This is a genomic window from Nonomuraea diastatica, assembly GCF_004349015.1.
Lineage (GTDB): Bacteria > Actinomycetota > Actinomycetes > Streptosporangiales > Streptosporangiaceae > Nonomuraea > Nonomuraea diastatica.
The window spans coordinates 1-17,799 of record NZ_SMKP01000208.1 but is presented as its reverse complement, the minus strand read 5'-3'; the positions used below and the strand labels follow the sequence as shown (position 1 = coordinate 17,799).

Annotated in this window: 16 protein-coding genes and 1 pseudogene; 7 read left to right on the top strand and 10 right to left on the bottom strand. The window is 72.8% G+C overall.

What is annotated here, in order from left to right; translation table 11 throughout:
- A partial coding sequence (locus tag E1294_RS44315) for an MFS transporter (protein WP_484213990.1) occupies window positions 1–674 on the bottom strand: 674 nt, incomplete at its 3' end.
- Window positions 675–727: 53 nt separating this feature from the next.
- Here E1294_RS44315 and E1294_RS44310 point away from each other — a divergent pair.
- Window positions 728–1,465 carry an AraC family transcriptional regulator gene (locus E1294_RS44310; protein ID WP_132517512.1) on the top strand — a complete coding sequence of 246 codons (738 nt, stop codon included), beginning with the start codon at window positions 728–730 and terminating at the stop codon, window positions 1,463–1,465.
- Between the two features lie 72 nt (window positions 1,466–1,537).
- Here E1294_RS44310 and E1294_RS56655 read toward each other — a convergent pair whose 3' ends face one another.
- On the bottom strand, window positions 1,538–4,669 hold the full coding sequence (locus E1294_RS56655) for an AAA family ATPase (RefSeq protein ID WP_132517510.1): 3,132 nt from the start codon (window positions 4,667–4,669) through the stop codon (window positions 1,538–1,540).
- 110 nt (window positions 4,670–4,779) lie between these two features.
- Here E1294_RS56655 and E1294_RS44300 point away from each other — a divergent pair, with 110 nt between their 5' ends.
- Window positions 4,780–5,190 carry an SgcJ/EcaC family oxidoreductase gene (locus tag E1294_RS44300; protein WP_132517508.1) on the top strand — a complete coding sequence of 137 codons (411 nt, stop codon included), beginning with the start codon at window positions 4,780–4,782 and terminating at the stop codon, window positions 5,188–5,190.
- Window positions 5,191–5,249: 59 nt separating this feature from the next.
- Here E1294_RS44300 and E1294_RS44295 read toward each other — a convergent pair whose 3' ends face one another.
- Window positions 5,250–6,176, bottom strand: a complete 927-nt coding sequence (locus E1294_RS44295) for an SDR family oxidoreductase (RefSeq protein WP_132517506.1) — start codon at window positions 6,174–6,176, stop codon at window positions 5,250–5,252.
- Window positions 6,177–6,341: 165 nt separating this feature from the next.
- Between E1294_RS44295 and ybaK the strand changes: the two genes are divergently transcribed.
- Entirely contained in the window at window positions 6,342–6,836 is a 495-nt protein-coding gene (gene ybaK / locus E1294_RS44290; RefSeq protein ID WP_132517504.1) for a Cys-tRNA(Pro) deacylase, read from the top strand.
- A gap of 3 nt (window positions 6,837–6,839) precedes the next feature.
- Here the strand turns inward: ybaK and E1294_RS44285 are convergent, their stop codons facing one another.
- Window positions 6,840–9,095, bottom strand: coding sequence for a transglycosylase domain-containing protein (locus tag E1294_RS44285; RefSeq protein ID WP_246083714.1), 2,256 nt, complete (start codon window positions 9,093–9,095; stop codon window positions 6,840–6,842).
- A gap of 51 nt (window positions 9,096–9,146) precedes the next feature.
- Window positions 9,147–10,457, bottom strand: coding sequence for a UDP-N-acetylglucosamine 1-carboxyvinyltransferase (murA, locus tag E1294_RS44280; RefSeq protein ID WP_246083713.1), 1,311 nt, complete (start codon window positions 10,455–10,457; stop codon window positions 9,147–9,149).
- 192 nt (window positions 10,458–10,649) lie between these two features.
- On the opposite strand from murA, the gene E1294_RS44275 reads away from it, so the two are divergent.
- Window positions 10,650–11,036 carry a hypothetical protein gene (locus E1294_RS44275; RefSeq protein WP_246083712.1) on the top strand — a complete coding sequence of 129 codons (387 nt, stop codon included), beginning with the start codon at window positions 10,650–10,652 and terminating at the stop codon, window positions 11,034–11,036.
- A 57-nt stretch (window positions 11,037–11,093) separates the two neighbouring features.
- Here the strand turns inward: E1294_RS44275 and E1294_RS44270 are convergent, their stop codons facing one another.
- Both E1294_RS44270 and E1294_RS44265 read right to left on the bottom strand, forming a co-directional pair.
- Entirely contained in the window at window positions 11,094–12,464 is a 1,371-nt protein-coding gene (locus E1294_RS44270; protein WP_132517500.1) for an amidase, read from the bottom strand.
- Between the two features lie 53 nt (window positions 12,465–12,517).
- Complete coding sequence (locus E1294_RS44265) at window positions 12,518–13,306, bottom strand: CPBP family intramembrane glutamic endopeptidase (protein WP_132517498.1); 789 nt, start codon at window positions 13,304–13,306, stop codon at window positions 12,518–12,520.
- A gap of 347 nt (window positions 13,307–13,653) precedes the next feature.
- Here E1294_RS44265 and E1294_RS44260 point away from each other — a divergent pair, with 347 nt between their 5' ends.
- Both E1294_RS44260 and E1294_RS44255 read left to right on the top strand, forming a co-directional pair.
- The gene (locus E1294_RS44260; RefSeq protein WP_165977824.1) at window positions 13,654–14,670 is read left to right on the top strand and encodes a sensor histidine kinase; all 1,017 of its coding nucleotides are present in this window, start codon (window positions 13,654–13,656) and stop codon (window positions 14,668–14,670) included.
- Window positions 14,667–15,281 (top strand): annotated as a pseudogene (locus E1294_RS44255) (response regulator); the annotation flags it as partial. The gene E1294_RS44260 and the pseudogene E1294_RS44255, both read left to right, overlap by 4 nt.
- Window positions 15,282–15,318: 37 nt before the next feature.
- Here E1294_RS44255 and E1294_RS53595 read toward each other — a convergent pair.
- Together E1294_RS53595 and E1294_RS53590 are read right to left on the bottom strand one after the other, a co-directional pair.
- On the bottom strand, window positions 15,319–15,459 hold the full coding sequence (locus E1294_RS53595) for a hypothetical protein (RefSeq protein WP_165977823.1): 141 nt from the start codon (window positions 15,457–15,459) through the stop codon (window positions 15,319–15,321).
- Window positions 15,456–15,632 (bottom strand): hypothetical protein, encoded by a 177-nt coding sequence (locus E1294_RS53590; RefSeq protein ID WP_165977822.1) that lies wholly within the window; start codon window positions 15,630–15,632, stop codon window positions 15,456–15,458. Before E1294_RS53590 ends, E1294_RS53595 begins: the two co-directional genes overlap by 4 nt.
- A 157-nt stretch (window positions 15,633–15,789) precedes the next feature.
- Between E1294_RS53590 and E1294_RS44250 the strand changes: the two genes are divergently transcribed.
- Entirely contained in the window at window positions 15,790–16,860 is a 1,071-nt protein-coding gene (locus E1294_RS44250; protein WP_132517495.1) for an SGNH/GDSL hydrolase family protein, read from the top strand.
- A 345-nt stretch (window positions 16,861–17,205) separates the two neighbouring features.
- Here E1294_RS44250 and E1294_RS58535 read toward each other — a convergent pair.
- A partial coding sequence (locus E1294_RS58535) for a chorismate mutase (RefSeq protein ID WP_425465265.1) occupies window positions 17,206–17,799 on the bottom strand: 594 nt, incomplete at its 5' end.

Here is a 17,799-nt window from a genome sequence, read left to right as displayed (position 1 = left end):
CCCATGTAGAGGGCCACGAAGGCGCTCAGCCCGACGTACACGACCGAGCGGAACACGATCACCAGCGTCAGCCGGGCGAACGACGGCCAGTCGTCCCGGCGGGACACCGGCGCGGCCGCCCGCGCCACCGGACCGCCCCCTGACAACGCCCGGATCGCCGGGAGCGTCACCACCGCCCCCAGCACCGCCGGCAGCGCGAGGAACGGCGACGCGCCGAGCCCCCACACCGCCAGCAGCGGCGTCACCAGCACGGGAGCACAGGCGAAGCCCAGCGTCCCGCCCAGCGAGAACCAGCTCATCCGGACGTGGCTGCCCGCGCTGGCGACCCTGGCCAGCCGCGCCGACTCCGGATGGTAGGCCGCCACGCCCAGCCCGGACAGCGCCACCGCCAGGCAGGTCAGCACGTAGGAGTCCGTCACTCCCCCGAACGCCACCCCGGCGCCCGCGGCCACCATGCTCACCGGGATCAGCCACGGCATCCGCCGCCGGTCGGTCAGGACGCCGAAGAGCGGCTGCACGATCGACGACGACAACGTCGCCGCCAGCACGATGCCGGAGACGGCGACGTAGCCGTATCCGCGCCCGGCCACCAGGAAGGGCACGAGGGCGGGCACCGCGCCCTGGTAAAAGTCCACGGTCGCGTGGCCGGCGGCGAGCATGGGAATCCTGTTCACGCTCCGATCCTGCACATGGCGAGACTGGCGCGCTTCCGATAAATTGCCAACCTATGTCGGAGATCCGCCACACGCCCGAAGCGCCCACCGGCCGGCGGCCCCTGGCCCCCGGCACGGGCATCGACGCGCACCGGCACGACACCCACCAGATCGTGTACGCCTGCCGAGGCGTGCTCTCGGTCACCACCGGCTCGGGCATCTGGGTGGCGCCCGCCAGCCGGGCCATCTGGATCCCGGCCGGCACCGTCCACGAGCACCGCGCCCGCGGCGACACGGACCTGCGCCTGGTGGGGCTCTCCGACAACCCGCTCGGCCTCGACCGCCCCGCGGTGCTGGCGGTCGGTCCCCTGCTCCGCGAGCTGATCATCGCCTGCACCGGCGACGACGGCCCGGTCGGCGCCGAGCGGGAACGGCTGCGTGCCGTGCTGCTCGACCAGCTCAGGCGCGCCCCCGAGCAGCCGCTGCACCTGCCCGCCCCCCGTGATCCCCGGCTGGCCGCCGTCTGCGCGGCCCTGCACCGCGACCCCACTGACGGAAGGCCCCTGGCCCGGCTCGCCGTCCAGGCCGGCACCAGCGAGCGCACGCTGGCCCGGCTGTGCCGCCGCGAGCTCGGCATGAGCTTCCCCCAGTGGCGCACCCAGCTCCGGCTGCACCACGCGCTCCTGCTGCTCGCCGACGGCGTCCCCGTGACCGCCGTCGCCCATCGGTGCGGATGGGCCTCGGCGAGCGCCTTCATCGACGTGTTCCGGCGGGCGTTCGGGCACACCCCCGGCCGCGCCTTTACGTTGTAGATTCGCTACACGGCGCGCAGGAACGACGCTGGGCACCTGTCCAGGGCGTTTCCGGTAAACGGTGCAGGGCGGCTAGGCCTGCCACGTGGCGTCCGAGACGGGCTGGTAGCGACAGGTCCTGCCGGTCGAGATCGAGGCGCGGAGGTGGTGGGCGAGGTCCGGATGGCTGCGGTCGAGGCGGGCGAGCGCCGCGCGGATGCGGTTGGACACCGTCTTACGGGCGCGTTCAGCCGCGTCGCCGGCACGTTCCGTGGCGACCTGAATCTCCTCGACGAGCCGCAGGCGTTCCTGGTCGAGCCGGGCGGCCTGTTCGTCGTCGCCCAGGCGGAGGGCCCTGGCGATCTCCTCGCCCAGCCGGGTGAGCCGATCGCGGTAGCCCGCCTTGGCCCCCTCGCCGGGCGCCGGGACGCCGGCCAGCCGCAGGGCCGGCACCTCCACGCCCGGCCGCCGGAGGAGGACCCGCAGGTCGTGCAGGCCTTTGGCGTCGGGCACGCGGACGGTGCGGCCCGCGTACGTGAGCGTCCACACAGTGCCGTCGAACCTGAACACCCTCGACGGGCCTGTGCTCTGGGATCGGAGGCGGCGGGCCTGCTCGCCCGGGCCGACCGTGCCGAGCGCCGCCGACTCCCGCTCCAGGTGGTCCAGGTGCGCCCGCGCGGCGGCTGCGTCGCCGTCATGGCCGCGCACGAGCAGCGCATCGGCCAGCCTGAGCCGGGCCTCGATCGACCAGGGACGAGCCTGGAGGCGGTCGGCGGCGTGCCAGGCCGCCGTGAACCCGTCGATCGCCTCGTCCCACCGCTCCAGCGCGGCGTGCAGCAGGGCCGCCCAGTGCGCCATCGGGCCCTCGACGGTCGCCATGCCCGGGACCGCCCACTCGCCGGCGAACGGACCGATCACGGCCAGGGCCCGCGCGCACTCCGCGGGGTCCCGTACGGCAGCGGCCACCTCGGCCTGGAGCCGCAGCCGCAGCGGCGCGTACCAGCCGTGCCCCTCCGCTCCGGCGTCGTCGTGCAGGTGACGCCGGGCGGCCGCGATGTCGCCCCGGCGCAGCACCGTGGCCGCCCTGACCAGGTGGGGATACGGGTGCAGGCCCTCATCGAGCCCGGCCAGCAGCGCCTCGGCCGCCTCCAGGCGTCCCCGGCGCAGTTCCAGCGCCCAGCGCAGGTGGCGGCACACGCTGGCGGCATCCACGTGCGGTGGCCGGTCGGCGGCGAGCGCCTGGTCGACGTACTGCGCCGCCAGGTCGAAGCGGCCCGTCAGGGTGGCCACGGTGGCCTGGTCCCAACGGGCATCGAAACGGAACCGCGGCAGGCCGGCGCGTTCGGCCGCGGCCACGAAGGTGCGGTGCGCGCCCAGGTAGCGGGGGTCACCCTGTTCCAGCAGCGCCCACGTGCGCAGGCGGGCGGCGTGGAGGTCGAGCTCCCGGTCGCCCGTGCGGCGGGCCAGGACGGCCAGCTCGCCGACGATGGCCAGGCGGTCGCGGGCCGTCCCCGGCCCCAGCATGGCGTCGTGGGCCGCCAGCAGACTCAGCCCGAGCGCCTCGTCATCCCGGCGGCCTCTGGCCAGGGCGGCGGTCCGGATGCTGAGCTCGCGTACGGCGTGGTCGAGGCCCGTAGCGGTCCCGGCCGGCGCGAGTTTGCGGTGTGCCTCCCGGATGAGGGAGACCTCCAGCGGGGGTTTCCTCGTGGGGTGTTCCAGCCGGCGCAGCACCAGCGCGGCCCGCGCCAGCAGCTCGTCGTCGCCGAGCCGCCTGGCGACCTCGGCGGCCTCCTCGAACGCCTCGTATCCCGCCGTCGCGTCGCCATGGTGGTGCAGGATCGTGCCCAGGTCGAGCAGGCCGAGCGCGCGGGTGCGCGGGTCTTGCGCGGGGATGAGCTCCAGCGCGCGGCGGGCGTGCCGAACGGCCTCCTCGGTGGCCATGCGGGCGGCGGCGTCGCGGGCGGCCCGCACCAGCCATGCCATGACCTCGCCGGCGTCCAGCGCGGGTCCGGCGAGCTCCACGTGACGGGCCATCTCAGCCGGTGAGAGCTCCACGTGTACGGGCGACCCGGCGGGGCCGTGGGCGGCCGCCACGGCGGCATGCCGCCGCCACCGATCCTCCTCGGGAAGTGACGCGTAGACGACCTCCCCCACCAGGTCGTGCGCGAACGCGAACCGGTCGCCCCCCGCAGGGACGATCAGCCGGGCCGCCACGGCGTGGGCGAGGAGCCGTTCCACGCGCTCGGCCCGCACCCCGGTCGTCGTGGCGAGCAGCCGCGCGCCGAATTCGTGACCCAGCACGGCGGCGGCGGCCAGCACCTCTTGCACCCCTGGTGGCAGCAGGGAAAGGCGTTCGGTCACGGCGGCGCGGACACCGGACGGGATCGCTCCCCCGTACTGGGGCAAATGAGCAAGCTGCTGGACGTAGAACGGGTTCCCACCGGTGCGCCGGTGGAGCTCGGCGGCGACCTCCGGCTCCGGCGCCCGCCCCGTGACCCGGGTGACCAGCTCGGCGACGCCCGTACGATCGAGCCCGGTCAGCGTGATCACCTGGGCCTTCGCCGCCAGTGACGACAGGAGCGGCTCGGCAGGTCCGGTCTCCGTGTCCCGATACGTCCCCAGGATCAGGAGGCGTTCCAGCCGAATGTGCTGGGCCATGAACCGCAGGAGCCGGAGTGAGGCGTCGTCGGCGCGGTGCAGGTCCTCCAGCACGACCGCCACCGGCCGGTGCTGGGCCTGGGTCGTCAGCACCGTCGTCACCGCCTCGTGCAGCGAAAACGCCGCCCCACCCCAGGACGACGCAGCCCAGGACGACACGTCTGGATCGGCCGGCCACCCGTCCGGCTCACCCGTTGGACCGCCTGGCCCGACCGTCCCGCTCGGCCCGAGCGTCCCCGTTTCCGGCTCGCCGAGAAGCGCGAACAAGGCAGGCCCCGCGACCCGCGTCGCCGCGGTCCATTCCGCCGGAGCGGCCTTCCGGCGCAGGGCCCGCACGACCTGGGTCCACGGCCAGTAGCCCGGGGCGCCGTCCCTGTCCCAGGAGGCGCCGCCGGCGACGAGGGCACCCGTGCGGCGGGCGGCGTCGGCCGCGTCGGCGACCAGCGCGCTCTTCCCGATCCCCGCCTCGCCGGCGACCAGCACCAGACCACCGTTACCGCCTCGCGCCCGCTCGAAGGCGCCCCGCACGATCGCGACCGACAGGTCCCGTCCGATGAGTGCAGGCATGCGGTCATTGTCCCAGCTCCGCCGCCCGGCCTGCTGCCCAGCCAGGCGTAGCGATCGCTACGCCGGTACTCGCGCCTGTCTTGCGACACAGGCAAGGAAGGGAGAACACCATGCGGCAGGACACCGACGCACGGGCGCTGACGCAGCTCGAACAGCGGCAGGCCGACGCCTGGGACCGCGGGGACGGCGACGCGTTCGCCGCCACCTTCACCGACGACGCCGACTTCATCGCCGTCAACGGTGAGCACATCCGCACGCGGGCGAAGATCGCCGAGAGCATGCGGCAGGGGCTCGGCACGTTCATGAAGGGAACGCGGTTCCAGCTCGGAGACGTGCGGCTCATCCGCTTCCCCTCCCCCGACACGGCGATCATGGTCACCAGCAACTGCGTGCTCCGCCCTGGCGAGGACGAGTGCCGGCCGCAGGGCCGCTCCATGCAGACCCGGGTGGCCGTGAAGCGCGACGGCGCCTGGCTCTTCACCACCTTCCAGAACACCAGGATCGGGCAGCCGCCGGCCTAGGCCAGGCCATCGAGGAGCCGTTGCACCACACCGGGCCGCCCGGACCGACCGGTGGCCCGCTAGCGGTACCCGGTCGCGTCCGCCGGCTTGCCTGCGTCGTGGACCTCGGCAAAGTAGCGCCAGAAGTCCGGGCGCGAGCCGTCGAGGTCGGTGAAACCGTACTCCTGTGCGAGGTGCCCGCTGGACAGTGACTCGCCGTTCCAGCGCGCGACGTCGGCGTCGCCGGCCAGTGCCGCGACCGCGCGTCCGACGTACGACGGGCTCTCGGACATGCAGAAGTGCGGCACGCCGGCCAGCGCGTCGCGCCAGTTGTCCTCGGTGACGCCGAACTCGTCGAGCATCATCTCCGAGCGCAGCCAGCCCGGGGTGAGCGCCACCGCCGTCCCGCCATGCGGCTTCAGCTCGTGTGCGAGCACGAACGCCATGCGCAGCACGCTGTTCTTCACCAGGTCATAGAAGTATGAGTTGCGGTAGTTCGTTCCGTTGTACGCGGACGTCCCGTCGGTCATCTCGACCATGAGCCCGCCCGGCTGCCGCACCAGCAGAGGCAGCAGGAAGTGGCTGGTGATCGCATGGGTCTCCACACCCAGCCGGAGCAGCCGCAAACCGTTGCCGAGGTCGTGTTCCCAGACCGGCTTGTCGAGCGCGAACAGCCGCTCGCCGCCCCAGACATCGTTGACCAGGACGTCGAGCCGCCCCTGCTCGGCGTCGATGCGCTCGGCCAGCGCATGGACCTGTTCGGGCACCAGGTGGTCGGTCGGCACGGCGATGCCGGTTCCCCCTGCGGCGGTGACGAGTTCCGCGGTCTGCTCGATCGTCTCGGGCCGGTTGTACTCCGAGCGCCGTTCCCGCGTCGTGCGGCCGGTGACGTAGACCGTCGCACCCGCCGCGCCGAGCTGGACGGCGATACCGCGCCCGGCGCCCCGCGAGGCCCCCGCGACCAGCGCGATCCTTCCGTGGAGGTCCGGTGTCGATGTGTCGGGCATGAGTCCCCCTGAGGTCCTGTGTTGTCTGTACGGCCCGGTCTACGCCCGTCATCGACGCCGACCGGTGCGACCATGCTCGACCCGAAACCCGACACCTTGTGTCCTCTTTCTTCACCCGTTTCGCGGACGCGCCTTTACATTGTAGATTCGCTACAATCGGGTGTCGTGAGTAGTTCGAAAGGCAAGGGCGGCACCCCGGCCACCGTGGCGCTGACCAAGGCCAAGGCCGCGTTCACCCTCCATCCCTACGCGCACGACGCCTCCGCGCAGGCCTACGGAGAGGAGGCCGCCGACGCGCTCGGCGTGCCGTACGACCGCATCTTCAAGACCCTGGTGGCGGAGGTCGAGAGCGGGCTCGCCGTGGCGGTCGTGCCGGTGTCGGGCAAGCTCGATCTCAAGGCGCTGGCCAGTGCCCTCAACAGCAAGCGGGCGGCGATGGCCGACGCCGCCAAGGTGGAGCGGGTGACCGGCTACGTCGTGGGCGGCATCAGCCCGCTGGGCCAGCGCAAGCAGCTCCCGACGGTGGTCGACTCCTCGGCCCTCGACTTCGAGACGATCTTCTTCTCGGCGGGCAGGCGCGGGCTGCAGATCGAGACCGCGCCCGACAACCTCGTCACGCTCACCCGGGCCGTCACCGCCCCGATCGGCAAGACCGGCTGAGCGCTAGTGCCGCCGCCGGGGGCGGTCCCGGCGGTCGCCATCGTGCCGGTCCCGGCGCGGCAGCGTGATCTCCACCCGCCGCGGCCTGCGCCCGAGCAGCCACTCGAAGAGGTGGCGGGGCCGTCTGCGGGCGTGGTGGTCGCCGCGCCGGCCCTCACGCCGCTCCTCCTCGGCCAGCGCCTCCTTCAGGCCGGGCGTGTGGCCGCCGCCGAAGCGGGACATGTCCGGCCCCGGGAATCCGCGCGGCTCGACCTCGCGCAGCGCGGGCCCCATCGACTCCACCCAGATCGGCCCCGGCAGCGACGCCCCCTGCACCGAGCCGTAATAGCGGTCCCCGATCCGAACCCCCGTCAGCGGGAACCGGTAGGACCCGCGGATGTCCCCGACGCTGACCGCCGCGGCCAGCGCCGGCGTGTACCCGGCGAACCACGCCGAGGTGTAACCGTTGTTGGTGCCCGTCTTGCCCGCCGCCGGGCGGCCGATGCCCTGGCCCTTCATCGTGCCTTCGGTGAACACCCCCTGCAGCACGTAATTGACGGCGTCGGCGACCGGCCGTTCGATGACCTGCTCACACGAGGGCGGCACGTGGGTGCGCCGGCCGTCCCTGCCGACGATCTCCACGATCGCCAGCGGCCGGCAGTAGCGGCCCCTCGCGGCGAACGTCGCGAACGACGCCGCCACCGTCACCGGGTCCATCTCGTTGACGCCCAGGGTGAACGTCGGCACCTCCTTCAGCGGCTCCCCGTCGGCCCTGACGACGCCGAGCGTCCTGGCCGTCTTCACCACGTTGCAGAGGCCGACCTTGCGCTCCAGCATCATGAAGAAGATGTTCACCGACTTCCAGGTGCCGGTCTCGATGCTGTGCGGGCCGCCCTCCCCCTCGCCGCTGGCGTTGAGGATGCGCGTGTTCGGGTCGTTCACGGGCCGGCCGGCGCAGTTGCGGTAACCCTGCCCGGGCACCAGCGCCCCCGGCGTCTTGAAGCCGTCGCCGAACCGCCACCCCTGCTTGAGCGCCGTGGCCAGCGTGTAGGCCTTGAACGTGGATCCGGCCTGGAACCCCTGGCCGCCGCCGTGCGCCGTGTCTGCGGCCAGGTTGAACGTGGTCTTGGGGCCGTTCTTGCGGTTGCCGGGGTTGCGGCCGAACCGCTTGCTGGCGGCCATCGCCCTGATCCGCCCCGTACGCGGCTCCACCATGGCCTCGGCGGCCACCTCGGTGTCCTCCGGCGACACGTGCCGGCGGATGGCCTGCTCGGCGGCGTGCTGCGCGATCGGGTCGAGACTCGTCCTGATCACCAGCCCTCCCCTGGCCATGCGCCTGCGCCGTTCGGTGGCGGTGTTGCCGAAGACAGGGTTCGACAGCAGCTCGCGCTGCACGTACAAGCAGAAGAACGGGTACGCGCTCTGCGCGCAGCCGCCGGGCTCGGGGCGGAGCCGCAGGCCGAGCGGCGCGTTCTTGGCGGCGGTCGCCTGCCGCTGAGTGATCAGCTTCAGCCCGGCCATCCGGTCGAGCACGAGGTCGCGCCGCGCCTTCAACCGCGCCCGGTGCTCCCGGCCGAGCGAAGGATCGGTCGAGTACGGCATCCGCACCGCGCCCGCCAGCGTGGCCGCCTCGGCCAGGGTCAGCTTGGCGGCCGAGGTGGAGAAGAAGCGCCTGGCCGCCGCCTCCACGCCGTGCGCGCCGGCGCCGAAGTAGGCGATGTTCAGGTAGCGCTCGAGGATCTCGTCCTTGCGGTACTTCTCCTCCAGCGCCAGTGCCAGCCGCAGCTCGGTGATCTTGCGCGCCAGGTTGGGGGCGCGCGCCTTGTCGCGCTCCGCCTCCGTCCGCGCGCCCTCGACCAGGATGTTCTTGACCAACTGCTGGGTCAGGGACGAGCCGCCCTGCCGGATGCCGCCCGCCTGGGTGTTGGTGAGCAGTGCCCGGAACGTGCCCCTGACGTCGAGCCCGCCGTGCTCGTAGAAGCGGGCGTCCTCGATGGCCACGATCGCCTGGCGCATCACCGGGGCGACCGCGCCGAGCCGGACGTTCGTCCTGTTGGCCTCGTAGAACTGGGCGAACTGGCGGCCGTCCTTGTCCAGCAGCCTGGTCACCTGCGCGAGCGGCTCCTCACGCGGAGCGGGCGGCAGGTCGAGGAACGTGTTCGCGACGTTCTTGGCGGCCATGCCACTACCGCTGACGGCGGGCACGGCCAGTGCCGCCGTCAGCACGCCACCGAGCGCTCCCGCCAGTCCGAGCGCACCGACGGATCTGAGTACGGTCACCTAGAAGATCTGCAACGCCCGGATCGGCGGCAAACGCCGGCTTGTGATCCTTTACCGTTTCCTGCGGATGTCCAGACCCAGGGACGCGAACTGCTCGAACGGCCGGTGATAGCCCCGCTCGATGTGGTGCACACCGCGCAGCGTGGAGGGCCCGTCGGCCACCGCGGCCGCCAGCACGGCCGAGAAGCCCGCCCTGATGTCGGGCAGCGTCACATCGGCGCCCTTGAGCTGGGACACGCCGCGCACGACGGCCGAGTGGCGGGCGTTGGTGTCGTGATAGCGGCATGCCGGCCCGCCCAGGCACTGGTCGAACACCTCGATCTCGCAGCCCATCCGCTGCAGCGCGGGCACGTACACCAGGCGGTTCTCGAAGACCGTCTCGTGCAGCACCGACATGCCCTGGCTCTGCGTGAACAGCACCATCAGCGGCGTCTGCCAGTCGGTCATGAAGCCGGGATGGGTGTCGGTCTGCACGGCGGCCGCGCGCAGCCCCTCGGGCGGCGCGGTCGCGCACAGGTACTCGTCGTTGATGTCGAACTGCGCGCCCATCCTGGCCAGCGTGGTGATCGCGGTGACCAGGCGATCCTGGGGGCAGCCGTGCACGCGCACCTCCCCCTGCGTGATCAGGCCCGCCGCCAGGTACGAGAACGCCTCGATGCGGTCGCCGTTCAGCCACGTGGACGCGCCGCGCAGCCGTTCGACGCCCTCGATGACGATCCTGCGGTCGGGCGAGAGCTCGATCCTCGCCCCCATCCGCTGCAGGAACAGCGCCAGCTCCACCACCTCGGGCTCCATCGCGGCGTTCTTCAGCACCGTCTTGCCCTCGGCCAGCACCGCGGACATCAGCACCGTCTCCGTGGCGCCCACGCTCGGGTAGGGCAACTCGATCCGGGTGCCGTTGAGCCGTTTGGCCTTGGCGAAGATGCCGGTGTCGCCCACCTCGACCTCGGCGCCCATCGCCCGCAGGGCCTCCACGTGGAAGTTCACCGGCCGGCGCCCGATCGGATCGCCGCCGACCAGCGGCACGAACGCCTCCCCCGCCAGGTGCAGCAGCGGGCCCAGCATGAGGATGGGGATGCGGTTCAGGCCGGTGAACGCGTCGGGCACCCGCGGCTCGATCTCCGGCCCTTGCGCGATCCTGATCTCCGTACGGGAGATCTCCACGTCGATGCCGAGCGCCCGCAGCATGGCCGCCGTGATCTCGACCTCGCCCACGTCGGGCGCGTTGTGGATGCTGCTCTCGCCGCTGCCCAGCATGGCGGCGACCATGTGCTTGGACACGCCGTTCTTGGAACCGCGCACCTCGACGTCTCCCCGGAGCGGACCGGAGGGCTCTATCAACCAGACCTCTTCTGCAATCACGAAGTGAGCCTAGCCGGGGGATACCATCGAGCTGATTCGGACGCACATGTGAAGGGGAGTGGCGTGACGAGGGAAGTACGCGCTTTTGCGGTAACTGTCCTCACACTCGCTGCTCTCGGGGTGGCCGCAGGGTTGCTCTGGTCAGGCATTTCTCCACGGGCCCCGTACACAGTCACGGAGGGTGGCAAATCCGTGCTGGCCGATCCGTCCACGCAGGCCCTGATCGCGGCGGACGGCTGGTTCGCGGTGATCACGGGCGGGCTGGGGCTGCTCTGCGGCGGGGTGGCATGGTTCGCGGCCCGCCGGTTCATGCTGCCGGTGCTGCTCGGGCTCGGCGCGGGTGGGGTGCTGGGGGCGCTGCTGACGGTGTGGACCGGGTCGACGTTCACCATCGGAGCCGTCATGGTAGAGGCCGCCGTGATGCCCGATGTCAAAGTCGTCCCGGGGGCGCTGACGCTGACCGCCCCCGGCGTCCTCGTGTCCTGGCCGCTGCTCGCGGTGGGGCTGTTCGGGCTGCTGGAGGGCATGCACGGGTACCACGAGTCGCCGCTGCGGCACCCGTACGGCGACCTGCCCTGAGATCACGGGCACCGGTTGCCCGCGGAGCCCCTCACGGGCGCCACCGGCCGCTGCGACTCATAGCGGCGGGCGGCGCTGACCGTGGCCGGTGGCCTGCTCGAACGCGCGGGCGACGCGCAGGACCCGGGCGTCCTCGAACGGCCGTGCGACGATCTGCACCCCCACCGGCAGGCCGTCCGTCGTGAACCCCGCCGGCACGGACGCCGCCGGCGCGTGCAGGACGCTGATCCAGTAGGCGGAGCGCATCCACGCGAGATAGTCGGGAAGCCGCTCGCCGTTGATCTCGCTGACATGGGGCTGCTCGATGGGGAACGGCGGCACCTGGCTGACCGGCGCGATCAGCACATCGTAGGTGTCGAAGAACGCGGACATGCGCTGGTAGAGGCGGCTGCGGGCGCGCTCGGCCGCCGCCAGGGCGGCCCCGGTGACCTCACGGCCCCGCTCGACGTTCCAGGCGGTGTTGGGCCCGAGGCCGTCGAGGTCACCGAAGGACAGCGCGTAGTTCCACGCCCGGTAGGTCCTGAACGCCTCCTCCGCGCCGGAGAGGTCGAGCCCCACCTCCTCGACCCTGGCTCCCAGCCGCTCGAACACGGCCGGAGCCGTCGCGGTCACGGCCGCCGTGCGCGGGTCGACCGGCAACCCACCCAGGTCGGGGCTCCACGCCACCCGCAGGCCCGCCACGCCCTCTTCCGGCTCCGGAGTGAAGACCTCCCTGATCGCGTGGGGGGAACGGCGGTCGAACCCGGCGATGGCCGAGAACATCAGCGTGAGGTCGTCGACCGTCCTGGCCATGGGCCCCTGGACGGACAGCGTGTACCAGGCGGCGGTGTCGGACACGCCGGGCACCCGGCCGGGCGTGGGACGCAGGCCGACGACGTTGCAGAACGAGGCGGGGTTGCGCAGCGAGCCGCCCATGTCTGAGCCATCGGCCAGCGGAACCATGCCGGTGGCCAGGGCGGCGGCGGCCCCGCCGCTGCTGCCGCCGGCGGACTTGGACAGGTCGTAGGGATTTCTGGTGGCGCCGAACACCTCGTTGACGGTGTGAGAGCCGGTGCCGAACTCCGGGGTGTTGGTCTTGCCGACGGTGATGGCGCCGGCGGCGCGCAGCCGCTCGACCACCAGGTCGTCCGCGGCCGGCACGTGGTCGGCGAACAACGGCGAGCCGTAGGTGGTGCGGATGCCCGCGGTGTCGACGAGGTCCTTGTGCGCGACGGGCAACCCGTGCAGCGGGCCTTCCGGCTCGGCCGCGTCGGCCGCCTTGGCCGCCTCTGTCGCCCGCTCGGCGGCCAGGGTGACGATGGCGTTGACGTGCGGGTTGACCTGCTCGATGCGGTCGAGGCAGGCCTGGAGGACCTCCACGGCGCTCACCTGCCTGGTCCTGATCAGGTGGGCCAGCCGGGTCGCGGTCAGGTAGTGCAGTTCGCTCACCCTGCGATCCTGCCCCACGGGCGGCTGCGACACGACGGCAAGGGTTGCCAGAGTCAGGCGGCCAGGTTCTCCTCCTGCCGCCGTCGCCTGGCCAGGAGGATCACGCCGCCGGCGGCGGCGAGCGCGCAGGTGGTGATCACGAGCTGCACGCCGAACGCGACGGGCTGGGTCGGCAACACCCGGATGCCGGTGTGCAGGCCGAGGTGCACGCCGACCGCCATCCACACCGTCCCCGTACGCGCCCGCGCCGCCCCGCAGGCGAAGCCGAGCGCGATCGCCTGGACCACGTAGAGCAGGCGCTCGGCGACGCTGTCCGCCGCGCTCTGCGAGATGATGTGCAACGCGCCGAACGCCACGGAGGTCACCGCCAGCACCGCCACCGGCGACAACCGGTCCGACAGGGTGTCGAACAGGTGCCCGCGCCACAACAGCTCCTCCGGGAATGCCTGGCCGAGCAGGGCGAGGACGATCCCGAGCGGAAGGTACGGCAGCGCCGGCCGTACCACGTCCCACGGCACCCACGCGGCCACGCCGAGCGCCACCGACACCAGGCTCGAGACGGCCACCGCCAGCGCGCCCGCCAGCACGCCCGCGAGAAGGTGCGGCACCGCCGTCCGCGGCCGCGCCAGTCCCACGCCGCGCCACGGGCGGCGGTGCAGAAAGCGGCGGACCAGATAGATCAGCGCGAACGCGGCCAGCGTGATCCCGGCCGTGCCGAGCGGCCGGTGGAGGGGGTGATCGGAGTCCAGCAGCAGGGTCACAGGGAGGGTGCCGCCGAACACCTGCGCGAACATGATGGCGACGGCGACCAGCACCGCCCAGACGGGATGGAGGGTTCTCATGGGAGGCCACGCTAGGAATGCGGGCGAGGCGCGCGCATCGGGCCGCGGGCCGAATCCGCCATGACTCTGGTCATGGGCCCTCAGGAGGATCCCTTCGCTCGCGCGGGAAACTAGGGTCGCAGTCATGCTGTCCCGTCTGGCCCTGCTGCGCGATCCCGACCGGCCGGCCCTGTTCAGCGCCGTGTTCTGGCTGGTGCTCGCGGGCACCGCCGCAACCGGGTACATCGCCCACCCGGGCACGCTCGCCGCGCTCGTGCCGTTCGGCGTCAACCTGGCAGTGGTGGCCGGGGCGTGGCTCCTGCTGCCGTGGCGGCAGGCAGGCAGGCGGGTGGCGGCGGCCGCTGGGCGTGGCGTTCCTGGTGGCGACGATCATGCTGGGGATGACCGGCTCGGCCGAGGTTCACCTGCTCCTGACGCTCATCGGCATCGCGAACGTGGCATTCGTGCACGGCATGCGGACCGCCTGGATGATCATCGGCGGTACGGCCGGCGTCCTGTTCCTCACGATCGTGCTGCTCTTCGGGTACGGAGTGGAGAGCGCCGTCACTCAAACGGTGCCGTTCGTCGTGTTCGCCGCGTTCGTACTGGGCATGACGTCGGCCGTGCTGGAGGCCCGCCGCAGGCGGGCGGAGGCACAACGGCTGGCCGCGCGGGTCCGGGAGCTCACGGTCGCCGAGGAGCGGGCACGGATGGCCGCGGACATGCACGACTCCATCGGCCACCACCTGACGGTGATCAAAATGAGCCTGGAGAACGCCGAACGGTTCCGCTCCCGCCGCCCCGAGTCCGCTTGGGACGAGGTGCGGCAGGCCAAGGAGATGACCGTGACGGCGCTGGCCGACGCCCGCCGCTGGGTCAGGGCACTGCGCCCGCTCGCACTCGAGGGGCAGGTCAGCGGCGCGGCGCTGGAGCGGCTCGCGACCTCGTTCGACGGCACAGGGCTGGCGGTGTCGTTCGGGGTGGCGGGCGAGGAGGTGCCGCTGGATCCGGACGTGGAGCTGGTCCTCTACCGCGTGCTGCAGGAGGCGCTGACCAACGCCGTCCGGCACGCCGGCGCCCGGCACGTGAGCGGCAGGCTGGCCTTCGAGGACGAGCGGGTGGTGCTGGTGGTCGCCGACGACGGCCGGGGCCGCGCCCGCGACGCACGCGGCGGCTTCGGCCTGCGCTCGCTCGCCGAACGCGTCCGCGCCGTGGGCGGCGTCCTGACCGCCGGCGACCGCCAGGGGGGCGGCTTCAAGGTACGCGCGGAGCTCCCCGTCACGCCCGCCGGAGGCACAGTCTGGGCACCTGCCCGCGACCCTGGCTGGGATCCTCCCCGCGAGCCTGCCCGCGAGCCTGCCGAAGACGTGGAGGCGGCGCGATGAGCACGGTCCGGGTGCTGCTGGCCGACGACCAGGAGCTGATCCGGCGGGCGCTGCGCAAGATGCTGGAGATCGAGGACGGCATCGAGGTGGCCGGCGAGGCGGCCGATGGCGAGGAGGCGCTGCGCGTGGCCGGCGAGTGCCGGCCGGACGTGGCGCTGGTGGACGCGCGCATGCCGGGGATGGACGGCGTCGAGCTCATCGCGAGGTTGTCCGCCCGGCATCCCGGCGTGGCCGCCATCGTGCTCAGCACCTTCGACGAGGACGACTACATCTTCGGCGCGCTGCGCGGCGGGGCCGTCGGCTACCTGCTCAAGGACTGCACGCCGGAGGAGCTGGTGGACGGCATCCGCCGGGCCGCGCGCGGAGAGACGGTGCTCGCCTCGTCCGTCACCGAACGCCTCGTCGCCGAGATCCGCCGCCGCCCGCCCATGCCGCGTCCGCGAGGCGAGGGCCTGTCGGCCAGGGAGGCAGAGGTGGCCGGGCTGATCGCCGAAGGGGCGACGAACCGGGAGATCGCGGCGCGGCTGCTCGTCACCGAGGGCACGGTGAAGAACCACGTCTCCAGCCTGCTTCGCAAGTTCGCCCTCCCTGACCGGACCCGTCTCGCCCTCCGCCTCAGGGACGTTCACCCACCCCACCCCTGCCAGATCACCACCGCACCACCCGCTTGCCGGGAGGCACCCACTCCCCGCCGGAACACCCGGTGCGCCACTCGATCGGCCGGGCGGCCACACCGTCCGGACACCCGGTCCAGCCGGATGCCCGGCGGAAGTAGTGCTCCTCGGTCATCCCCCAGGGATGGGGTGGGTAGGCACGAGGTTCTTGAACGCGAAGAACCCTGCCGGGCCGACCTTCTCGGCGGCCGGCAGCGTGTTGCGGCAGTGCTTGGGGCGGGCAGCCCCGTCCGGCATCGAATATCCGGTGAGGACGCGCAGATGGACGAACGAGTCGCTGGACGACATGGAGCGGCGCCACCCGACCCCGACGAGTTGTGCGATCCGACTCCAGTGGTCCCGGCCGACACTCCGGGGTCATGGCCCGCCACCGCCTCGCCCGGACGGGATATCGGGCCGCGCGGGCCGCCCGGATGGATCACCGGCTGGGTAGGCTGGATGGCGCATGCTGGAGTGGTCGTACGGGGAGGACACGCTGGACGAGGCGAAGCGGAGGATCGCCCAGACCGTCGCCGCGGCCGCGCTCGGCGTCGCGCTGGCCCTGGCCTGCCTGCCGCTGGGCGTCTTCGAGAAGCTGGCCTGCGCCGTGCTGGACACGGGTTGTCCCGCCATCCAGGAGCCGCCCGGCCGGCTGCCGCAGGTGACACGGCTGACGCCCGTAGAGGTGGCGCAGAGCGGCGCGTACGTCGCGCTCGGCGACTCCTACTCCTCCGGAGAGGGCGTCTACGACCTGGACGATCAGCCGGTCAACGACGGCGCCGACCGCTGCCACCGCGCGACGGGCTCGTACGTGCCGCTGGTGGCCAAGGCCTACCGGTTCGGCGGCGGCACGGCCTTCTTCGCCTGCAGCGGCGCCACCACGACCGACCTCTTATCGGGCCAGCACGGCCGGCAACCCCAGGTCAGCCGCGTCAGCCCGGCGACCAGCCTGGTGACGCTCAGCATCGGAGGCAACGACGCCGGTTTCACCAAGGTGCTCACGGGCTGCATCGTCAAGCTGCCCGGCTCGTCGGCCTGCGTCGAGCAGGAGGCCGCCGTCAACCGCCGCATCGAGGACCTGCGCTCCAGCGTCCTCAGGGTCCTCAGAGAGCTGCGCGTACGCGCGCCGGGCGCCCGCATCATCGTCCTCGGCTATCCGCGGCCGTTCCCGGAGAACCCGGTGCGCACCGTCGACAACCTCAGCCCGCAGGACCAGCGGTGGCTCAACAGCATGACGCGCCGCCTCAACGACACGGTGGGCACGGTGGCCGCCGGCTTCGACCGCATGCTCGCCGCTTTCGAGGCGCCCGGCAGCGTCGAGTACGTGGACGGTTACGACGCCTTCACCGGACACGAGGTGGGACGGCCAGAGCCGTATCTCAACGGGTTGCACGTGGACATGGGCGACCTCCAGGTCAACGCCCGCAGCTATCACCCGACGGGCGCCGGCTACCGCCGCTTCGCCGACCTCGTCACCCGCCAGATCGCCAAGGGTCCCGGCCGTCCCATGCACAACGTCCGCCTCACGACCCCCTGACCCGTCACTCCGGCATCCGCGCGGCGGACCGGCCCGGCTCCTCCCGCTACCCTGCCGGAACGGCCGGCGGCATTTCAGCGGACATCGCAAACCTCCCGGCCGCCGTGGATACCGCGAGCCCGTGGATCCCACGAGCCCTGTGAATCCGGCGAGCCGTGTGGATCCCACGAGCTCTGGCGGGCACAGAACGCGGCAGGGGCGCGGCGGCGCACCGGGAAACGGAGGCGGCCGGGCACCGCGGAAGCGGAGGCGGCCGGGCACCGCGGAAGCGGAGGCGGCCGGGCACCGCGGAAGCGGAGGCGGCCGGGCACCGCGGAAGCGGCGGCGGAGGGCGAGGGCGTGCGCTCAGTGGCGGGAGCGTTCCTCGGCCAGGTGGAGACCCGCCTCGATGACGGCGTTCATGATGGGAGCGAGCCGCGACTCCCCCAGCGACGGCGCGCGCGACGCCATGCGCTTCACGAGGGCGCGCTCCCGGTCGAGGTCGCGCCCGGCGAAGCCGCCGACGGGCTTGATCCGCTGGACGACGCCCGCCAGCGCCGCTCGGCGCTCCAGCAGCGTTGCCAGCGCGGCGTCCACCCGGTCGATCGCGTCCCTGCACTCCGGCAGCGTGACGGGCGCCTCAGGACGGAGCAGGGCGCCCACGACGGTCACGGCCTCTTCGGCCACCCGCAGCGCCGCCTCCGGGTCGGCTTCCGGGATCGCCCCGGGTTCCGCCATCACTCCCGGCAGTCCGATTCCGCCTGCCGCCGCGAACTCCCGGGCCACGACACCCGCGTAACCGGCCCTCCTGCCCCCCGCCGGGTCGCCCCTGCCCGCGTGCCCCGGGCCAGCCATCCCACCGTGCCCGGAACCGGCCGCACTCCCAGCACCGCCGGGCCTCGTGGAACCTCTGGCGCCGTTGCCGGAGGCGGCCGGCGGGTTGGCCGGGCTCTGAGGGGG

Bases quoted from the DNA above. Each gene is read 5' to 3' on its own strand.
- E1294_RS44310 (WP_132517512.1), top strand. From the start codon at position 728: ATGTCGGAGATCCGCCACACGCCCGAAGCGCCCACCGGCCGGCGGCCC.
- E1294_RS56655 (WP_132517510.1), bottom strand. From the start codon at position 4,669: ATGCCTGCACTCATCGGACGGGACCTGTCGGTCGCGATCGTGCGGGGC.
- E1294_RS44300 (WP_132517508.1), top strand. From the start codon at position 4,780: ATGCGGCAGGACACCGACGCACGGGCGCTGACGCAGCTCGAACAGCGG.
- E1294_RS44295 (WP_132517506.1), bottom strand. From the start codon at position 6,176: ATGCCCGACACATCGACACCGGACCTCCACGGAAGGATCGCGCTGGTC.
- E1294_RS44265 (WP_132517498.1), bottom strand. From the start codon at position 13,306: ATGAGAACCCTCCATCCCGTCTGGGCGGTGCTGGTCGCCGTCGCCATC.
- E1294_RS53595 (WP_165977823.1), bottom strand. From the start codon at position 15,459: ATGACCGAGGAGCACTACTTCCGCCGGGCATCCGGCTGGACCGGGTGT.
- E1294_RS53590 (WP_165977822.1), bottom strand. From the start codon at position 15,632: ATGTCGTCCAGCGACTCGTTCGTCCATCTGCGCGTCCTCACCGGATAT.
- E1294_RS44250 (WP_132517495.1), top strand. From the start codon at position 15,790: ATGCTGGAGTGGTCGTACGGGGAGGACACGCTGGACGAGGCGAAGCGG.